The sequence below is a fragment of the Exiguobacterium sp. UBA7533 genome, from assembly GCF_002479335.1.
In the GTDB taxonomy this organism is placed as follows: domain Bacteria; phylum Bacillota; class Bacilli; order Exiguobacteriales; family Exiguobacteriaceae; genus Exiguobacterium_A.
In genome coordinates this window covers 369,136-385,556 of sequence record NZ_DLMP01000005.1, presented here as the reverse complement: position 1 = coordinate 385,556, position 16,421 = coordinate 369,136, and the positions used below count along the sequence as shown (strand labels likewise).

General features: G+C 45.2%; 19 protein-coding genes and 1 other annotated feature. Of the genes, 6 read left to right on the top strand and 13 right to left on the bottom strand.

The features are described 5' to 3' along the window. Positions 1-12 precede the first annotated feature (12 nt). The 4 genes from B2U10_RS09565 to B2U10_RS09550 all read right to left on the bottom strand — a co-directional run bounded on the left by B2U10_RS09565 (position 13) and on the right by B2U10_RS09550 (position 5,692). On the bottom strand, positions 13-3,717 hold the full coding sequence (locus tag B2U10_RS09565) for an ABC transporter permease (RefSeq protein ID WP_290787112.1): 3,705 nt from the start codon (positions 3,715-3,717) through the stop codon (positions 13-15). A gap of 207 nt (positions 3,718-3,924) precedes the next feature. Next, the gene (locus B2U10_RS09560; RefSeq protein WP_414655323.1) at positions 3,925-4,302 is read right to left on the bottom strand and encodes a GNAT family N-acetyltransferase; all 378 of its coding nucleotides are present in this window, start codon (positions 4,300-4,302) and stop codon (positions 3,925-3,927) included. A gap of 3 nt (positions 4,303-4,305) precedes the next feature. After that, the gene (locus B2U10_RS09555; protein WP_290787109.1) at positions 4,306-4,446 is read right to left on the bottom strand and encodes a hypothetical protein; all 141 of its coding nucleotides are present in this window, start codon (positions 4,444-4,446) and stop codon (positions 4,306-4,308) included. A gap of 19 nt (positions 4,447-4,465) precedes the next feature. Next, positions 4,466-5,692, bottom strand: coding sequence for an MFS transporter (locus B2U10_RS09550; RefSeq protein WP_290787106.1), 1,227 nt, complete (start codon positions 5,690-5,692; stop codon positions 4,466-4,468). 65 nt (positions 5,693-5,757) lie between these two features. Then, positions 5,758-6,014: a binding site (T-box leader), on the bottom strand. 203 nt (positions 6,015-6,217) lie between these two features. Between B2U10_RS09550 and B2U10_RS09545 the strand changes: the two genes are divergently transcribed. Further along, positions 6,218-6,697, top strand: coding sequence for a hypothetical protein (locus B2U10_RS09545; protein ID WP_290787103.1), 480 nt, complete (start codon positions 6,218-6,220; stop codon positions 6,695-6,697). Positions 6,698-6,743: 46 nt separating this feature from the next. Here the strand turns inward: B2U10_RS09545 and B2U10_RS09540 are convergent, their stop codons facing one another. The 3 genes from B2U10_RS09540 to B2U10_RS09525 form a co-directional block, all read right to left on the bottom strand. Next, complete coding sequence (locus tag B2U10_RS09540) at positions 6,744-7,181, bottom strand: hypothetical protein (RefSeq protein WP_290787099.1); 438 nt, start codon at positions 7,179-7,181, stop codon at positions 6,744-6,746. Between the two features lie 319 nt (positions 7,182-7,500). Further along, entirely contained in the window at positions 7,501-7,995 is a 495-nt protein-coding gene (locus tag B2U10_RS09530) for a hypothetical protein (RefSeq protein WP_290787096.1), read from the bottom strand. Between the two features lie 25 nt (positions 7,996-8,020). Then, the gene (locus B2U10_RS09525; protein WP_290787093.1) at positions 8,021-8,896 is read right to left on the bottom strand and encodes an alpha/beta fold hydrolase; all 876 of its coding nucleotides are present in this window, start codon (positions 8,894-8,896) and stop codon (positions 8,021-8,023) included. 241 nt (positions 8,897-9,137) lie between these two features. Between B2U10_RS09525 and B2U10_RS09520 the strand changes: the two genes are divergently transcribed. Together B2U10_RS09520 and B2U10_RS09515 are read left to right on the top strand one after the other, a co-directional pair. Then, the gene (locus tag B2U10_RS09520; protein ID WP_290787090.1) at positions 9,138-9,821 is read left to right on the top strand and encodes an ABC transporter permease; all 684 of its coding nucleotides are present in this window, start codon (positions 9,138-9,140) and stop codon (positions 9,819-9,821) included. A gap of 1 nt (position 9,822) precedes the next feature. Then, positions 9,823-10,713 carry an ABC transporter ATP-binding protein gene (locus B2U10_RS09515; RefSeq protein WP_290787087.1) on the top strand — a complete coding sequence of 297 codons (891 nt, stop codon included), beginning with the start codon at positions 9,823-9,825 and terminating at the stop codon, positions 10,711-10,713. Here B2U10_RS09515 and B2U10_RS09510 read toward each other — a convergent pair. From B2U10_RS09510 to B2U10_RS09500, 3 genes are all read right to left on the bottom strand, one after another. Next, positions 10,702-11,313 carry a YdeI/OmpD-associated family protein gene (locus tag B2U10_RS09510; protein ID WP_290787084.1) on the bottom strand — a complete coding sequence of 204 codons (612 nt, stop codon included), beginning with the start codon at positions 11,311-11,313 and terminating at the stop codon, positions 10,702-10,704. The two genes, B2U10_RS09515 and B2U10_RS09510, sit on opposite strands and share 12 nt — an antisense overlap. A 63-nt stretch (positions 11,314-11,376) precedes the next feature. Continuing rightward, positions 11,377-12,462, bottom strand: a complete 1,086-nt coding sequence (locus B2U10_RS09505; RefSeq protein WP_290787080.1) for a GGDEF domain-containing protein — start codon at positions 12,460-12,462, stop codon at positions 11,377-11,379. A 155-nt stretch (positions 12,463-12,617) separates the two neighbouring features. Then, positions 12,618-13,001, bottom strand: coding sequence for a hypothetical protein (locus B2U10_RS09500; protein WP_290750063.1), 384 nt, complete (start codon positions 12,999-13,001; stop codon positions 12,618-12,620). Positions 13,002-13,349: 348 nt separating this feature from the next. Here B2U10_RS09500 and B2U10_RS09495 point away from each other — a divergent pair, with 348 nt between their 5' ends. Beyond that, the gene (locus tag B2U10_RS09495; protein ID WP_290787077.1) at positions 13,350-13,853 is read left to right on the top strand and encodes a hypothetical protein; all 504 of its coding nucleotides are present in this window, start codon (positions 13,350-13,352) and stop codon (positions 13,851-13,853) included. A 107-nt stretch (positions 13,854-13,960) separates the two neighbouring features. On the opposite strand, the gene B2U10_RS09490 is transcribed toward B2U10_RS09495, so the two are convergent. The 3 genes from B2U10_RS09490 to B2U10_RS09480 all read right to left on the bottom strand — a co-directional run bounded on the left by B2U10_RS09490 (position 13,961) and on the right by B2U10_RS09480 (position 15,503). After that, positions 13,961-14,383, bottom strand: a complete 423-nt coding sequence (locus tag B2U10_RS09490; protein WP_035408199.1) for a MarR family winged helix-turn-helix transcriptional regulator — start codon at positions 14,381-14,383, stop codon at positions 13,961-13,963. 19 nt (positions 14,384-14,402) lie between these two features. Continuing rightward, positions 14,403-14,822 (bottom strand): MarR family winged helix-turn-helix transcriptional regulator, encoded by a 420-nt coding sequence (locus B2U10_RS09485; protein ID WP_052019029.1) that lies wholly within the window; start codon positions 14,820-14,822, stop codon positions 14,403-14,405. Positions 14,823-14,963: 141 nt separating this feature from the next. Continuing rightward, positions 14,964-15,503 carry a hypothetical protein gene (locus B2U10_RS09480; RefSeq protein ID WP_290787074.1) on the bottom strand — a complete coding sequence of 180 codons (540 nt, stop codon included), beginning with the start codon at positions 15,501-15,503 and terminating at the stop codon, positions 14,964-14,966. 193 nt (positions 15,504-15,696) lie between these two features. On the opposite strand from B2U10_RS09480, the gene arr reads away from it, so the two are divergent. Further along, positions 15,697-16,098, top strand: coding sequence for an NAD(+)--rifampin ADP-ribosyltransferase (gene arr, locus B2U10_RS09475; protein WP_035408197.1), 402 nt, complete (start codon positions 15,697-15,699; stop codon positions 16,096-16,098). 142 nt (positions 16,099-16,240) lie between these two features. Next, a complete protein-coding gene (locus B2U10_RS09470; protein ID WP_155960154.1) occupies positions 16,241-16,417 on the top strand; it encodes a hypothetical protein in 177 nt (58 codons plus the stop codon). Positions 16,418-16,421 lie beyond the last annotated feature (4 nt).

Sequence of the window (16,421 nt, the reverse complement as noted above, 5' to 3'; positions counted from 1 at the left end):
CTAGTGATTAAATTATTGTTTCGTCAGATCGATTTTGACGGTCGTTGGTTTGGGAAAAGCTGGATCAGAAGCGAACAGAACGAATCGCTTCTGATCGATTGGTACTTGATAAACCAACTCCACTCGTGACTTGTACGGTGCGAAATATTGAAAACCGTTTTTCCAGGCTTTCTCATTGCGATTCACATAATCGATCGGTTCATAATCAGTTCCTTGCAAGTCTGTCAAGGCATACCGATTGGGACGATAAGTGATGAATCCTCCCAGATCATCCCCTGTATCTTGCATGACGACAGGGATCGTCACGAAACGATAACCAGCACGTTGCTTTAGATTCAGTTCTTTTGGTGTGTCGATCAATGCCTCGACATGAAAACGATCAGATTGATGTTTCGGATTCCCGGGAGTTGTTTGCGTGACACCTCGCTTCATCAATGTTTTTAATTTTTCCGTTTCCTCTGTTGAAGGATTAGTAGCTGTCGCATTCGCTTTTTTGATATCGTCGAGTGTGATCTTGACGGTCGTCGTTTTTTCGACGGCCTCATCTTTTGCAAGCAAGACGAACACCTTTTGGTCAACCGGTACTTGGTAAACAAGATCGACCCATGATTTTTTCGAATTGATGTATTTGAATGCATTTACCCAAGCCGTTTTATCGTGATTGACATAATCGACGGGAGTGAATTCTTTTCCGTCAAGAGCAATCAAAGAGAAGGTTTGTGGTCGATACGACGAAAACGAATCTGCAGCTAATTCATCCCGGTTATGAAGGAAAACTGGAATCGTCACGAAACGATATCCTGACTTCTCCTTGAGCTTTAACTCTTTTGGTGTTGAAACGAGCTTTTTAACAGAGAAGTCATAATTCTTCGCCGCCGGGTCACCCGGGTACGTCTGAATAGCGCCTGCGTTCATCAATTGCTCCAGTGCCGTGTTGTCTTCGGCAGTATGTTTCTTATCGTCAGGATCTTGAGCGAGATTTTTTAATTTTTGTCCGGTCGTTTGTACTTTTGGTGTCGTTATTTCTTTTTGAGCCGTTCTCGTTTCAGGTGCAACGAGGAGGAATAAACTCGTCGTCCCGATGACGAGCGTAGCAGCGATGCTACCGAGTGCCCATTTGAAGCGACGTTCGGTCAATTGTTGATTATCGTTTACGCCACCGATGGCTGCATTCGGTGTGATCCGCACAGCACGCTGGGCAGGAAGCAAGGCACCAAACACACCAGTCGTCACCGGAATCAGGAGCATAAGACTTAAGAAACCGAGTTCACTGGATGGGAACTGATTATAGACGAAGCCAATCATTCCTAAGGCAACAAGTAGACCGACGATTCCAGCGAAGAGTCCAGTCATCACACCCTCGCTTAAGACGAGAAGTCGGATTTGACCGTTGCGCCAACCGGTTGCCTTCAGGACGGCGAGTTGATTCTTTCGTTCGTTGACGTTTTGCCACATGATCTCGGTCGTTGTCAGGATGGCGATGAGTAAGGCGACGCCCATTGCGACATAATGCATCGTACCGACTTCGAGCGCGACGTATTCACCAAGCCATGTCGCATATAAGACGCCTTTCAGTCGGAACGTGATGAACAAGAAGAAGATGAACAAGCTCGTCGGTAAGGCAATTGCGATGATGGACAGAAGCGTGCGTTGCCAGTAAGTCGCGAGTTGGTTGATGCTCATTCCAAGAACACTTTGTGCTCGGACGAAACGACGTCCTTTTGAGACTTCGCCAGAGCGCATGCTTTCAAATGGTTGAATGCGTCTGATGAGTAACGTCGGAACAATCGTCCCGCCCCAGTAGATCAAAAGCCCGGACAATCCGATCAAGATGATGCGTCCGAGGGCAATCGGATGATCCGCTGTTATCCAAAATGATCCAAGAATCACCCAGGCGATGAGTGCGACCAGCGTTCCAAGAAGTGTCGCTTCTAGGAAGAGGAGTCTCGATAGCTGCCGTGAACGCCATCCGAGCGAGAGTAAAATCGCGAATTCTTTTTTTCGAGCATAGAGCAAGATGATGTTCGAACTGAAGACGTAGACGAGCGCGACAGCGATGACGCTCGCGATGATGCCACTCATTCCGACTTTCGCCTCTTGGAAAATTGCGATCGACGACCCGAGTTTGATCCACGGTTGCTGGACCCAACCGAGTGCCGATTCTCCTTTTAGACCGGGTAAATACGTCAAGGCGAGTTGCGGGGAGGAACCGAGTGTGACGTCCGTGATCAGACCCGTCTTATCCTCGATTTCCTGTGCGACAGCTTGCAATTTTTTCTCACTTGTTGCGTTCATCGTCTCGACTCCTTTGACATTGACGCGAATCGCAGAAATTGCTTTATCCCCGCGTAACTTAAAGGCAGCATCGAGTGTCGTCAGCATCGATGGTGGTTTCGTCAGGAAGTCATAGGAGTCGTTGGCGGGCTTGACGTCACGGACTGGATTGACCGGACGATCATTTTGATCCATGACCCACTGTGCTTTTGCCGGGAAGTAAGTTTCCATTGGAAGCTCAGTCAAGGGATCCTTTGAAACATCGAGCTTACGTGGGTTAAAGACACCGATATAGTTGAGATGGACTTGTTTCCAGCCTTTAAAGCCACCTTCGAATTCACGTGCTTCGCGATACATGCTTCGCTTGAAGAGTAAGGATTCCTTGGCGACCTCTTTTGGTTGAACTTGGTAGGTAAAGGGCCAACGGGAACCGTACGGACTCTTAATTGTTTTGTATTCAACCGGTGAAGGTTTCAAAGTAATGGAAGACAGTGAATCACTATTGTTCGCATCACCTGTTGATAAGGTGTTTTTAAGGATACCGTCCACGAGCTTTTTTTGGACGTCTTGAGTCGTGATCGAATAAGAGGTAGGCTCTCCTACTGGTAGTTTACTCAGGTATGTTTTCCCACCTTTTTGTTCAATCTTTTGGACCATGTCTGCAACGCCTGTTGCAGTGAACGGAAGCTCTACCTTTTCATATGTATAGGTGCGCATCGCATCGACGTATTCGCGAGAATTCAATAGAATCGGAATCTGCGTCGCTTGATCACCGTACGAAGCGGGAAGATCCGTTTCGCTGAAGAAACGGCTATACGTTCCGGTAGTGGTCGCTTTTTTCAAACCGACGAGCTGGTCTTCAGAAGCAGGATCGATTCCGGCAATCATGACTTCTGAGCCATAGTCATAGAGGGGTTGTTCACCAAGTTTTAAAGGGGAGACGCCTGTGCGCGTTGCATCATCCACTGGTTCCCAGCCAGCAGCAAGAAACATTGTCATGGTATAAGATTCGTTTTGGAGTCCCGTATTTTGAGAATCCTTGATTTTCAAGCGGTAAATCCCTTCTTCTTGAATCGTATGGGTACCGACGCTACTCGATGTCGATGTATAACCAATCATCGCGATTGGTGCTGCGACTTCGACATCAGCAATCTGCTTGATCGTCTCGTACTGCTTGCGAGTGATCCCACCGTCGAGTCCGCTCATATAATTCGGTTCAAGCAGGTTCAAGTCTTCCGTCACACTCCGGCTGCCTTCCGGACGGACGACGATATCGTACGATGAGCCCCAGCGTTTTTGCAGTTCATCGACGACCGTTCCGTTATTTGCTTGTGTCGTACCGATTAAGTAACTTAGTCCGGTACTGACGATCAGGACGCCGACGAGGAGCAAGATGAACCGCTCCTTGTTACGCCACCAGGAATTCCAGATGAATCTCAGCATGTTCTCCACCTCATTTCGATTTGGTTAATTGAGCATTGCATAAGATGCCTTTCGATAAGATATTCTTTTATCCATATATTTCTTTTTATTTTTCCATTATATACAAATAAGAGTGAATTGACTAAAAAATCTGTTAATTATGGATATTAATTTTAAGGAAATAGAAATAGCACCTCACGGAGGAGGTGCTACATCAGGATTGACTCTTTAAACAACGCGTGGATTCCGTTTCCGCATGATGATTTCGTCAAACGAAACGCCATCGTACAATAAAGCATCAGGAATCATTTCAATGATTTGAAAACCGGCTTTCTTATAAGCCGCAATTGCTCGTGCATTGTGCGAAAACACTTCGAGTTCAAGTTGACCCAGCTGAAGTTCTTCGAAACAAAATCGAAAGATACACGCGATTGCCTCTGTCCCGTATCCTTGACCGGTCCAGGGGAGGGCACGCAGTGAAATCCAAAAGCCAGCGATTCCTGAATCCAAATCGATATCAAGAATCGAACACTCGCCAATCATCTCACCCGACGTCAGGCAAATTGCAAAATCATGACGCGTCGCATCAGCTTGAATCGAGAGAATATGCTATTCAATCTGTTCGAGCGAAAACGTCGCTGTCGTTCCGGTCAGGTAACGTAATGTCTCATTTTGTGTTTGTTCGAATAAGACGTGCGCGTCCGTCACTTCAATCTGGCGTAGAAAAATTCGTTCTCCAGTCAACTGCATGAATATCTTCCTTTCCTTCTCATGACGAAAGTTTAATCGTTTCATCGGTTTCGGTCGTAAAATATTGACGTTTCGTTCGGTCTTGCACGATGAAGACGATCAATACACCAATTAGGAGGAAGCCAACTGAAGCAACGGTATACGTCAACCGGATCGAGGTCTCGGCATATAGACCGATCAAGGCAGTCAGTAGAATGACACCAGTCGATTGTACAACGTGGATGCTACTGAGGAACCGTCCCATCAATTCGACCGGAATGTGTGTTTGAGCAAACGTCATGAAGCCAGTGTTTGCGAATGCAAGGGCAAAACTTAGCAAGAAAAAGCCAATCGCTGCAATCAAGAATGACGTCGCCGAGGCAAAGATCAAGTAACCGACAGGCGTCATCAGTGCCCCAAACTGGATCAAGAACCGGAGCGACAAGCGATGCGTAAAGGTTGCATTGACCGCGGAACCACAGATGATGCCGATTCCGGCGATACTGACGAGGAATCCATACGTACTCTCATCCATCTGCAAAACGATCGTCGCAAACGAGGCTTCAAGCGAATCGAGACCGCTCATCAGGACGATCATTAACGCATAGAAGGCATAGACGAGCGTGATATAGCGCCGCGTTCGTGCAAACTGAAAGGTTTCTTTCCAGTCCTTAAGAATCACTCGGAGTGAAAAGGGGACTGCTGTAGTCGCCGCCAAGCGGACGTCAGGCAAGACGGACAATAAAGTAGCAGAACACAACAGTGCTCCCGCGTTCAATACGATTGCTGTTTCTGGGGAACCGACCAAAAATAAGAACCCGGCAATTGACGGTCCGAGAATGAAACCGGCCGACTGAATGAAATTCTTTAATGCATTGAACCGTTGGCGACTAGTCTCTGGCACGAGCTTCGTCATGTAGATCAATGAGGATGTCTCAAATAGCGTGTTACCGATGTTCAGGATGAAGACGAGCGCATAGAGAACATACAATGAATCGATCAATGTCAGTGAAAAGACGAGCGCGGCGCGCCCGACGTCAAGCATTACGAGTAAGCGACGTTGATTGATTCGATCGACGACACTGCCGGACCAAAGACTCGTCAACAGCGCGGAGATCGGTAACAGGATATAGAGAACGGAGACGGCGAACGCCGATCCCGTTCGTTCGAGGACGATTAAATTCAAGGCGATGAAGTAGACCCAAGCTCCAATGTTCGAGACACCGACACCAAGTAACAGCAATCCAGGGTATTTCCAATTCGACATATGACACACTCCTTTTTTAATTGTGTTTTAAGCCAATAAAAAAATCCCACCTCCAAGACGTTGGTCTTGGGGACGAGACTGTGCGTGTCGTGGTGCCACCCCTGTTCGCGAAACCGTCACCGGTACCGCCTTCATCGGTACGACCGCTTTTAAACGGCAAATACCTGAGCTCGATAACGGGAGCACCCGTCACGATATCCCCGATTCGGTTCCACCGTGCTGCTCAGAGGCTTGGTTCGGTCAATGACTTTTGCTCCTTCCCACCAATCGGAGCTCTCTAGGAAAAGCCGAGATGACGTACTGTTCTCTTCAATGCGTTTGATTCATATGATTTGTCTCATCCTAGCATATGCCAAATGAAATCGTAAAGAATTTTTATCATTTTTTTACAATTGTTGAAAAAAGTACATAGGTATCAAAATTTGAAAAAATTATAAAAGTGGTAAAATATGTAACGTGCTATATGTTACATTGTCTTAGTTATGTGTTCACTTTCAAGAAAGGTGTATGAAAGGTGGGAAAAAAGTGAAACGTTTGATTTTTTTCATATCTCCACTCCTGGTTCTTAGCGGAGCTGTCTTTTTTACGACGTTCCATCCGATCGAGCAAGCAATCTATTTCTTAATCTTATTTTTACTGACCTGTCTGTCAGCGATGACAGTAGTGGAGCGTCTTGTCAAACATCATGATGTGATCCGGCGACTGAACACGATCCATCCACTTATCGGGATCGTACTGGGTACCCTCATGCTTGCCGTATTCATTGGTAGTATCTTGTGGCTAGCACCTTCACTAACGCACTCAAGTCCCGTCGGTCTTCTCGTCTCGTTCCTATTCATGTATGGTGGAATCCTCGTTCTCGGCTTCATCGTCAGTTGTTTCTTCGAAGGTATCACGCGACAACCGAAGGATCAATTGATTCGCCCGGTCTTTCTGTTCATCGGAACCGGCCATCTCATCTTGACTGTCCTCGGAATCTTGCAACTGTATCGTCAAACCGGATGACAGCAAACCCCACTGAAGTCATGAGACGACAGTGGGGTTATTGTATTTACTGCACTTTCAGTAAGAATCCGAATTGTCCATCTCCTTGTTTCCAGCGCGAATTTAATTCATACGCATAGAGACCGGGTTCTGTTGGGGCGTTGAACTGATCATCTTTTAATACAACACGAGATTTTTTTTTCTGTTCGTGCCATTGTGTTAGCTTAACTTGTTCTGGATTGCCGGATAATTCGACACGGACGACTGATCCGGAAGAGACATTAACCGGTTTTTGTTCTTTTGCCATATCGAGTCCATCGCGATAAACTTTATCACCACATTGACTGCGGAGTAAGCTGTCCCAGCAATAAGACCCTTGAACGGTCGGAACATCCTTTCCGTTCGCCTTAACTTCAGGGTTCGGTGGTGCGCCACGGAATGGTTCGAAAACGATGATGCACACGACTAGAATCAATAGGACGACCAATACTAAGCCACGTTTCATGAGGCACCTCCATTTGTTTTTATTTATTTTATCAAAATAAAACAAAGCAAGCGGAGGTGTCTTTCAAAAGAAAGGCTATTCCTTTCTTAAATTTCGAGAGTCCGTTTCCCATGACTTTACAGACAAGAAGTCGGTTCGAACGAAGACGATTCCGTTCGTCATCGATCGAACGTTTCCGCTCGCTGAAGCACGAGAAGTTCAAGCATACGTCAAACAAGCCCGTAAATTCGGCAAGGTCATCTTGCTATCATAAGAGAAAACGAACAAAACGAGCTATCCTATTCTTGTTAAAGAAAGGGTGGCTCGTAGTCGTATCCATTTAAGAATTAGGCAAGATGTAAAAAAGCGTGACGATTGAGCTGACAGGCTCATCTTCCGTATAGTCAACAAATTCCTCTTGTGATTCATGAAACGTATAACGGTTGCTCGGAAAGAGTTCCGTTACCCAGGTCGGAACATGTAAAGAAAGAGGGAAAGACTGAACCTGCTCGAGTGGGAAAGGAGTCCTGTATGGATTCGACGTGTGGACATGCAGTGCGTCTTGTGAAGCATCTTCGAGGGCAATCGTCATATATATCTGATGTTCAATCTGTTTTTTCGCTAGGTGTTGCCGCATGTCCTGCAAAGCGCCCAACGCAATCCGAAGATGGGCTTTTCGAATACGAAGACTCGCGTTGCCGTGCCCATAAAAGTCAGGGTGTACATGCCAGTCGTTAAACCAATCGTCTATATCGATATAGGAAGGAGAAGAGAAGCTTTTGAACTCAAGTTCTAGATTTTTAAAATAACGGCGTTTACCGCGAAATTTTTTCATGGTTCATCGACCTTTCACGTATAAATTATTCTATTCTAGCATTATTGATCAAATCTTGTTTATCGAACGACCAATGATGCCGAACCGCCTCGATGATGACATCGGGACGATCCCAGTGCAACATATGTCCTGTACCCGGCACATGGTGAATGGTTGCTTGCGTCATCTCATGTAATAGATTCGTCGCCTGCTGACGGATGGGTGCTTGATCTGGAGGTAACGTTGCGACGTACAACTGAATGTTTGTTAGTGGAACATCCGGGAGAAAATCAAGGACATCATCATGGTGAAGCGCACGTATGATCGCAGCGGCCGTCGTACCGCGCGCATGCCAGTGGAATCGTCCTTCCTCCATTCGAATGAGATCGACTCCCGCTTGATCAAGTGAGGGAGAACGACGAGCGTTTGGGGCATAAACGGCAATGTTTAAAAATTCGTCCCATGTTGAAACGGAATCCTCGAAATCACGTTCGTAAAAAGCGACCTCCTCTCCGACTGACTTCCCGTACAGCCGTTTACTATGATAGCCGCCGTCAATCAGGATCGTGCCGAGCACACGGTCCGCATGTTCAATCAAATAATAAAGCGAGAGAACACTGCCCCACGAGTGCGACAAGGCATAGAACCGCTTGATATCAAGGATGTGTAAGACTTCGTCGATCCAGTCCGTGAAGGGTTTCATTCGATAGTGTTGGGGATCTGAGAAAGCTGGTGTTTTGCCGTGACCGGGTAAATCAATCGCAATCAGACGGAATTCGTCCGCGAGCGCTTCGGCGATTTCGATGAAGCTGAGACTCGTACTGCCGAGTCCATGGAAGCAGACGATCATCGGAAGCTGTTCGTTTCCCCATTCCGTAATGTGGACGGATTGTTGCTGACAGGTGATTGTATAACGTTTCATTTGCCTCCTCCTTTTTTCTTTTACTGTACCATGAGGAGAATGTTGGAAATTGAAAAATAAGGAAACTTTCTTTAAGAAGTAGCGTAGAGTAAGATGACACGTCATTTACATAGAGGAGAATTCACATGGAAACCATCATCACGATGTTCTTAACAGCCGTTACCTTATATGGACTCGGTGTCTTTGTCACGAAAACAAAAGAACGCTTGCGTTAATCAAAATAAGTTCAAAGGAGTCCGTCATGTTTCCAATCGTAAAACAAGAATTCACGAGCAGCTTCAAAAGCATCAAAGCGATTCTATTGATTCTTTTTCTGACGATCACGTCTGTCTTCACAGCATCGTATTTGACGAGGCATCCGGAACTGCTTGCTGGTGTTAATCAACCGTCTGCTTATACTTCAAGTATTAAGTTCTTCATCCTGTTCTTCGGTTTTCTATTCGTGGCTGCATTATCACACGATATCATTAATCGTGAAATCGAGACGCGGACGATTCGTTTACTGGTCACGAAGACGTCGCGTCTGCGAATCGTTTTGGAGAAGTTTCTCGGTTCATTGTTGTTCTGGTGCGCGACGCTAACGATCAATTTCCTCATTGTCTCGCTCTACGCGCAGCAATGGTTCTGGATGGATTATCTAACGGTTCTGATCGTCATCCTATATATCACCAGTTTCAACATCTTTTTATCAACGATGATTGCGAAGCCTGGTTTGACGATGTTCCTCGGTATTTTTCTCGGGATCGTCGTACCGATCATCGGTCTTTGGTCAGCGTTCTCAGAAAAATGGTATCTGGTACCGTTTCAATACATCTTGCCGTACCATGCCGTCATCATGTCTGGAACGTTATTACTGTTACCTGTTTTATGGAGTGGGTTGTTTTTGACGGTCTCCTGTCTCACGTTAAAGCGAAAGGATTTGTAATATGAAAGCGATTGAAGTAAAAGGATTGAAGAAATTGTTCGGTGCGAAGGAAGTCTTACGAGAGGTGGATTTGACCGTCGAGCGAGGAGAAATCTTTGGTTTTTTAGGTCGTAATGGTGCTGGGAAATCGACGTTCATTCAGATTATGACCGGGATTACACAAGCGACAGGCGGAACCGTCGCACTTCTCGGTGAATCCGCTAATCGACTAGATGCCATCAAACAACGGATCGGGGTCATGCCGGATACATCAAATCTGTATCATGATATGACGGCACGTGCATTTCTTAACTACATGGCAGGATTATCAGGAGTTCGCATCACGAAGCAAGAAATTGGAAGATTGCTTGAACAGGTCGGATTAAGCGGGACGGAGCGACAAAAAATCGGGAGCTTTTCGTTCGGGATGAAGAAAAAGATCAGTATCGCGCAAGCGCTCACCGGAAATCCGGAATTACTCTTTTTAGATGAACCGACGTCCGGTCTTGATCCAGAATCGGCGATCGATATCCAGCGATTGTTGCTTGCATTAAAAGCGGAAGGAAAAACGATCTTCTTGACCTCGCATAACTTGAATGAAATCGAAAAGATATGTGACCGTGTTGCCATCATGGCGGAGGGAAGAATCGTCCGCTATGGAACCGTTGCGTCCTTACAAGAAGCGATGAGGCAGGAAATTCAAATCCGTATTCGGACTGTTCCGCGATTAGCGCCATCGCATCTACCAGCATACGCTCGGCTTTTGTCGCAAGCTGATGATTGTACACGGCTTGATTTATCGACGGAAGAGGATATTCCAGAGTTACTCGTCATGCTTGCGAAACAAGACGTCAAAGTCTACGAGGTGCAGATTGAACGCCAATCGTTAGAAGAGATTTTCTTAGCGGTCTGACCGATCAGCCTCTGATTCCGTCTCCGGAACATCTTCGAGTAAAAGACGACCTCCGTCATTCCATTGACCGTACATCTGATTCAGTTTCGTTTTTTCAATCAACGTTTGCAGACGTTTTTCATAGAGAGCGGGATCCTTACGTACACTTTGAATCGTATCAATCCGGATGCATCGATAGAGCTCCGGGAAGTCATTAAACTGTTCATGGACGATTGGGTCTTCTTGTAGACGCGCCTGGATGGTGTCATCGATGACGAACGCATCCGCACGCATGTCTGGTAGAACCTGTCGTCCGGACGGTTGCATCAAGCCGAGGCGCTCTAAGCGACGGACCCGTTCCTTATTTAGTTCGGTCCAGTTACTGTTCTTTCGACGCGGGGTGAACCGTTGCGCCAGTTCACCGTCCGTTGTCTTCTTCACAATTCCATCAATCCAGCCGAAACAAAGTGCCTCCTCGACGGCATCAAGATAGAGTAAACCTTCTCTTGTCTGTTTTCGACTGAGGATTACCCAACAAAACGACTTATGTTCCGCGTGTTCTGATAACCACTGTCTAAAGTCCTCGCGATTAGTGAACCGTAAGACGTCCGTGATCTCCATGCTCGTTCCTCCTTTTCATATCGAAATCCCCCTTCGCGTTACACGAGGGGGGATTTCACTTTTTTATCGTAACGGGTCATGATGAAAGACACAATTCCGACCACTCTTTTTCGCTTGATAGAGAGCGGCGTCTGCCTGCTGGATTGTCTGCAGAAAATTATAGCTCTCAGACGGTTGATGGGTTTGGCGAGACACACCAATCGATAACGTCACTTGTATCGGTTCCGTCGCTGATAACTCATACGTTCGCGTGGCACTAGCTATACAAATTTGTTCCGCGATTCGACGCGTCTCAGGCAATGAATATTCCGGTAACAGCATCATGAATTCTTCACCGCCGAATCGCCCGAGCACACAAGAAGGGGGACAATAGGACGTAAGCAAGGCACTGATTTGTCGTAAGATATGATCCCCTCGATCATGACCGTATGTATCATTGACCTGTTTGAAATGATCGACATCGATGATCATGATTGAAAAGTTCATCTGTTGTGATCTATATCGTTGGACCGTCTCTTCTAAATGGCGCCTATTATCAAGTCCCGTCAACATATCCGTCAAGGCGAGACGCCGATGCATCCGGACTTGATGGAAGTGCCAGCGGACTTGATGCAGAATACTGTGTAGCAGGAGACCGGCACAGCCGTTTCCGACGAGAAATACCGTCATCGCCGTCACGTCATTCGGACGAACATGTTGAACGAATGGTAAACAAAGAATGAGTGCAATCGTGAAGATGACCGGAAACGAGATAAAGCGATCCGGTGCTTCATTTTGTAAGTATAAGACAACGATGCTGACGATTAGATACGTACCGACAAGCCAAAATGCATGATTGGAATGAAAAACAAACGTTTGAAGGGAAGCGAAGACGAGCGTCGTAATGAAGCCGCTACTGATGCCTCCATAGATGAAGGCGATGACGATTAAAGTAATCGACAAATCGAAACGAAATCCCTCATAGGTGATGGCATTGTGAATGACCCAGTAGCCTGCACCGGTTGCAAGAATTAGCACTAACAGATTTTTTTTCAGCCAACTGTCGAGCGTATTTCGGAATTGAAACCGCTTAAAAAAGAATAGAGAGATGAGCACGAAGAAAAAGGTTAAAGCGACGTTGAGGATGAGATGATTCAATGTATTCCACATGTTCGTGTTCCTCTCGAATGGTTTCTGAAAGATAATTACAATAAAATGATTTACTTAGTAAATATTTATTCTATACAACCAACGATACCCTAAAGGTGTATTAAAGTATCGTAATTACCTTATCTTTAAAAAAAGATAACAGGTTCTCTTCTAAATCAATAATACTCTGAGATTTTCTCGCGTGAAGACTCGATTAGATAATCAAGTGAGACGAAATTATGAATGAATGCAAACGAGCCAATTTCCTTGATGGATACCCCTAATCTCTCTGCATCTTGATTGCGGAAACCTTCATTCGAGTGCAGAATTTCAAAACCTGCTGCTTGCATTCTCTCCCCGTCGAATTCGAGGGTGACGATATCTCCATCTTGCCACTCACTCTTTAATTGATGAAAGTGCATTTGGTACGCTTCGCTTGGAGGATCGACTTCAAACGCGATCCAGCCTTTTGGTGCGTCGACTTGGAATGCCGGCGATAATCCTCCGCGTGACACGATGGATTTCATATGATGCCGATGTGTCATATGACGTAATAGCATGGTCAGACCACTCCTTTTCATCTATTATTACGCGACGGCGTCAGAATATCGAGAAAAATTTACAAAAGAGAAGGAAGAATCTTGAATTTTTCTGATAGACAACGTTCGATTAGTCTGCACTTACTATTTGCTTCGCTCGTTTACGTCCCGGTTTCGATTTATGCGGGAGAGATCGATGCGAGCGGTATCCTGCAAGCATGATTGATTGAAAAATGAAATCGATAGATAATCGAAATCAGATAATGCATACCCTTTATTCCTGAAAAAGGAAATTTCAAATATCCCCTTATTGTATAATGAAGGTAATCATATTGATCACGAACATTTTTTAAAGGAGGGAACGATTGGATGAGAATCGTGAAGATAGACCGATTGATAGTAGCATTGAGTGTCTTTAGTGGACTTCTTGTATCCTTGGGTCGCTCGACGCAAATATATCCACAACAAATTAGTGGAAATGGGAATCTAGGGTTTCTTCCGCTTCTGTTACTTCTGTTACTTTTTCCGATTGGGATCGTTCTGATGTTGAAATGGATAAGAGAAGCGCAGTTACGTTTTTTATCCTTGATTGGTTTATCATTTAGCACGATGATCTATATTGTGTGTGGCATCTTTTATCAAATCGAACAGTTCAGCCAGTATCAAGTGTTGGTCAAACAACAAGTCATTGCAGATCGTGGAACGATTGATGGGGACTATTTAACGAGTATTACGTCGATGCCTTCGCCCTATATGAACAGTCAATACTTTAACGGCAATACCTTCTTGATTTACTGGGCAAGCATCTTATTAATGGCGAGCTTGATCGCATGGTGGACTCGAGAGGAATGGCAAATATCTGAGTCAGATTAAAAAATCGCGCGACATGATGTTACCAATGAATAACAAAAAGAGTCCTTCTCTCTCCTGTACCGTGCAGAAGAGAGAAGGACTTGCAAAGTTTTAGCGACTAGAAGTATTTAAAAATGATCGCTCTGCATCTTATGCAGCAATTGATCAAACGTTTCGTGGTCCTTTGATGTAAAGGCGCGGAAATAACGATCATCGATTTCCTCGATTTCAGGAGCGGACGTTTGGATCAACTTCGTTCCCTGTTCTGTCAACAAAACCCGCTTTTCTCGATTGATCCGTTTCCGGATGACGAGATGTTCAGCAAGTAATTTCTTGACCGTTTGTGAAATGGCGCCACTTGAGAGTTCAAGCGTTCGTTCAAGTGATTTTTGCGTCGCACTTTCTTGGTGATACAAGGTCATCAATAAATCGAATTGGGACTTCGAGAGTCCTTTTGGTTTCAACACATCGTTGACTTCTTTCGAATAACGGCCATGGAGTCGCTGAATGGCGTTCCAGTGCTGCATCGAGGATTCGAATGTGAAGGTCATATTTTTTCCTCCTCTTTCGTCACGCAGGGTTGAGCTTATCGAAGAAACGGATCAATTCTTCTTGTTGTCGAGCCGTCAAAGCGGCGAATTGTTCTTGTTGAAAACGTTCGTAGGCGGGCACCACTTCTTGTAGGATGGCTGTTCCTTTTTCCGTCAGCAGAAGATAGTTCGTCTTCCATTTCCGTTGACGCGTGATCAGTTGCCGGTCGAACAGTCGTTTGATTCCGTGTGAAATCGTGCCATCGGTCACTTGGATCCGTTCGGCGATTTCCTTCTGACTCGTGCATGAGGTCGTGTGTAAGCAACGTAATACTTCCAGATTCGTATGGGACAGATCCCAGTGTTTTAAGAAAGCGTTGACGCGCTTGATTTGTTGATTATGATAGGTCGCAATTGTATGCCAGCATGCCATTGGATATGTCTCTGTAGTTGTTGTCATGGAGAACCTCTTAAATATAGAATGTACTGCTGTTGAACTAGTTTCACCATACCATATTAAAAATATCTCGTGCTACTAGTTTGAGCGAAAAACCATCACTTTCCATTATTTCGATATACCTATAAAAAAATCCTGATCGAATCAAATCCGATCAGGAAGTATACCGCTTGATAACGTGAGATACGAATCCTTCAATTGGAATCCATATTTCGTAAAGCACTTCTTAGAGACGCGTCCTTGTAAGGTGATCGTCGCATAGTCGCCACGAATGACAAAAGACTTGAATTTTTTCACAATGTCTTGAATCAAAGCCTCGAGCAACAAACCGCGTTCGCCAAGACCTTCTTCTCTGACATTGATTTCAATTAAAGAAAACGTACCATATTCTGTATTTTCCGTCTGTTTCGTACCTTCATAAAGAACGGTCAAATAGGATCGTTTCGAGACAAGCGATCGACTATTCGGTGGTTCAAGAATCGTAACGTAATAACTTAGTGAAGGGAGACGTAAGTTTCGAGTGACCTCAACAATCTGGCGTTGATTATTATATGCAAGCCCAACGATTTGTTCTTGTGGATGATTCGGCACTGTCAATCCTTCTTGCTTACAAACGGTTTGCCACTCGGCTTCTGGAATCCAGACAGCCTCTTCGGTTTTCGCTAAAGCTTTAAAGAACTTCACGTTAAACGGATGACCTCCTATATAAAATGACTAATCCCATCATGCCTGACGGGTAGATGAAAAACGAGTTACAATCTGACGACAAATTTGTCTTCTTTTGCTATAAGTATACCTTGAAATTTCGTTTTGAAACAGACTACATCTCGATGAATCTACTGTCTATACTGAATGTATCAAGTCAGGAGGCGTGTATATGAAAACAGTCGAAGGTCCATTTTTCCATGGTACGAAAGCGACACTTCAAATCGGTGACGAATTAAAGCCGGGACATGCATCGAATTTTCGAGAACATCCGCTTCAACATATTTATTTCACGGCAACGCTCGATGCAGCGAAGTGGGGCGCGGAGCTCGCACAATCTGACGCTCCAGAGCACATCTACCTCGTCGAGCCGCTCGGAGCGTATGAAGATGATCCGAATTTGACGAACAAACGATTTCCAGGCAATCCGACCAGGTCGTATCGTTCGACTGAACCTGTGAAGATCATCGCTGAACTCGGAACGTGGGAACGGCATACGGACGAAGAGATTGAGACGATGAAAGCATCGCTTCAGCGGTTACGAGCAGAAGGGAAGGACACGATTATCGATTAACAAATCAATCTTACTCATTCCGTTTTTTGAAACTCGCTATTTCAACATCAACAGCTGATGATGAACTCTTTATTTAATCAACTAATATCATCATACAAGAGAAGGACATAATGGTACAATATGTAAAAAGGGGGTTATTCGATTGTCTCGCTACAAACAAGAAAAGAAACAAACACTCGATCATCTACGCGATGGTGTTGATCAAGGTCTTGGTAGTGCCGTACCTCGTGGACAAAACGACGGAATGCGCGGACTTGAGATGCTTGCAGTCGTCGTAATCCTTGGTGGAGGATATTTGCTATACCAATGGTTTTTCTAAAGTA

Excerpts from the sequence above, each read along its gene's own strand:
- B2U10_RS09565 (WP_290787112.1), bottom strand. The coding sequence starts at position 3,717 with ATGCTGAGATTCATCTGGAATTCCTGGTGGCGTAACAAGGAGCGGTTC.
- B2U10_RS09555 (WP_290787109.1), bottom strand. The coding sequence starts at position 4,446 with ATGCAGTTGACTGGAGAACGAATTTTTCTACGCCAGATTGAAGTGACG.
- B2U10_RS09550 (WP_290787106.1), bottom strand. The coding sequence starts at position 5,692 with ATGTCGAATTGGAAATACCCTGGATTGCTGTTACTTGGTGTCGGTGTC.
- B2U10_RS09540 (WP_290787099.1), bottom strand. The coding sequence starts at position 7,181 with ATGAAACGTGGCTTAGTATTGGTCGTCCTATTGATTCTAGTCGTGTGC.
- B2U10_RS09530 (WP_290787096.1), bottom strand. The coding sequence starts at position 7,995 with ATGAAAAAATTTCGCGGTAAACGCCGTTATTTTAAAAATCTAGAACTT.
- B2U10_RS09525 (WP_290787093.1), bottom strand. The coding sequence starts at position 8,896 with ATGAAACGTTATACAATCACCTGTCAGCAACAATCCGTCCACATTACG.
- B2U10_RS09520 (WP_290787090.1), top strand. The coding sequence starts at position 9,138 with ATGTTTCCAATCGTAAAACAAGAATTCACGAGCAGCTTCAAAAGCATC.
- B2U10_RS09515 (WP_290787087.1), top strand. The coding sequence starts at position 9,823 with ATGAAAGCGATTGAAGTAAAAGGATTGAAGAAATTGTTCGGTGCGAAG.
- B2U10_RS09510 (WP_290787084.1), bottom strand. The coding sequence starts at position 11,313 with ATGGAGATCACGGACGTCTTACGGTTCACTAATCGCGAGGACTTTAGA.
- B2U10_RS09505 (WP_290787080.1), bottom strand. The coding sequence starts at position 12,462 with ATGTGGAATACATTGAATCATCTCATCCTCAACGTCGCTTTAACCTTT.
- B2U10_RS09500 (WP_290750063.1), bottom strand. The coding sequence starts at position 13,001 with ATGCTATTACGTCATATGACACATCGGCATCATATGAAATCCATCGTG.
- B2U10_RS09495 (WP_290787077.1), top strand. The coding sequence starts at position 13,350 with ATGAGAATCGTGAAGATAGACCGATTGATAGTAGCATTGAGTGTCTTT.
- B2U10_RS09490 (WP_035408199.1), bottom strand. The coding sequence starts at position 14,383 with ATGACCTTCACATTCGAATCCTCGATGCAGCACTGGAACGCCATTCAG.
- B2U10_RS09485 (WP_052019029.1), bottom strand. The coding sequence starts at position 14,822 with ATGACAACAACTACAGAGACATATCCAATGGCATGCTGGCATACAATT.
- arr (WP_035408197.1), top strand. The coding sequence starts at position 15,697 with ATGAAAACAGTCGAAGGTCCATTTTTCCATGGTACGAAAGCGACACTT.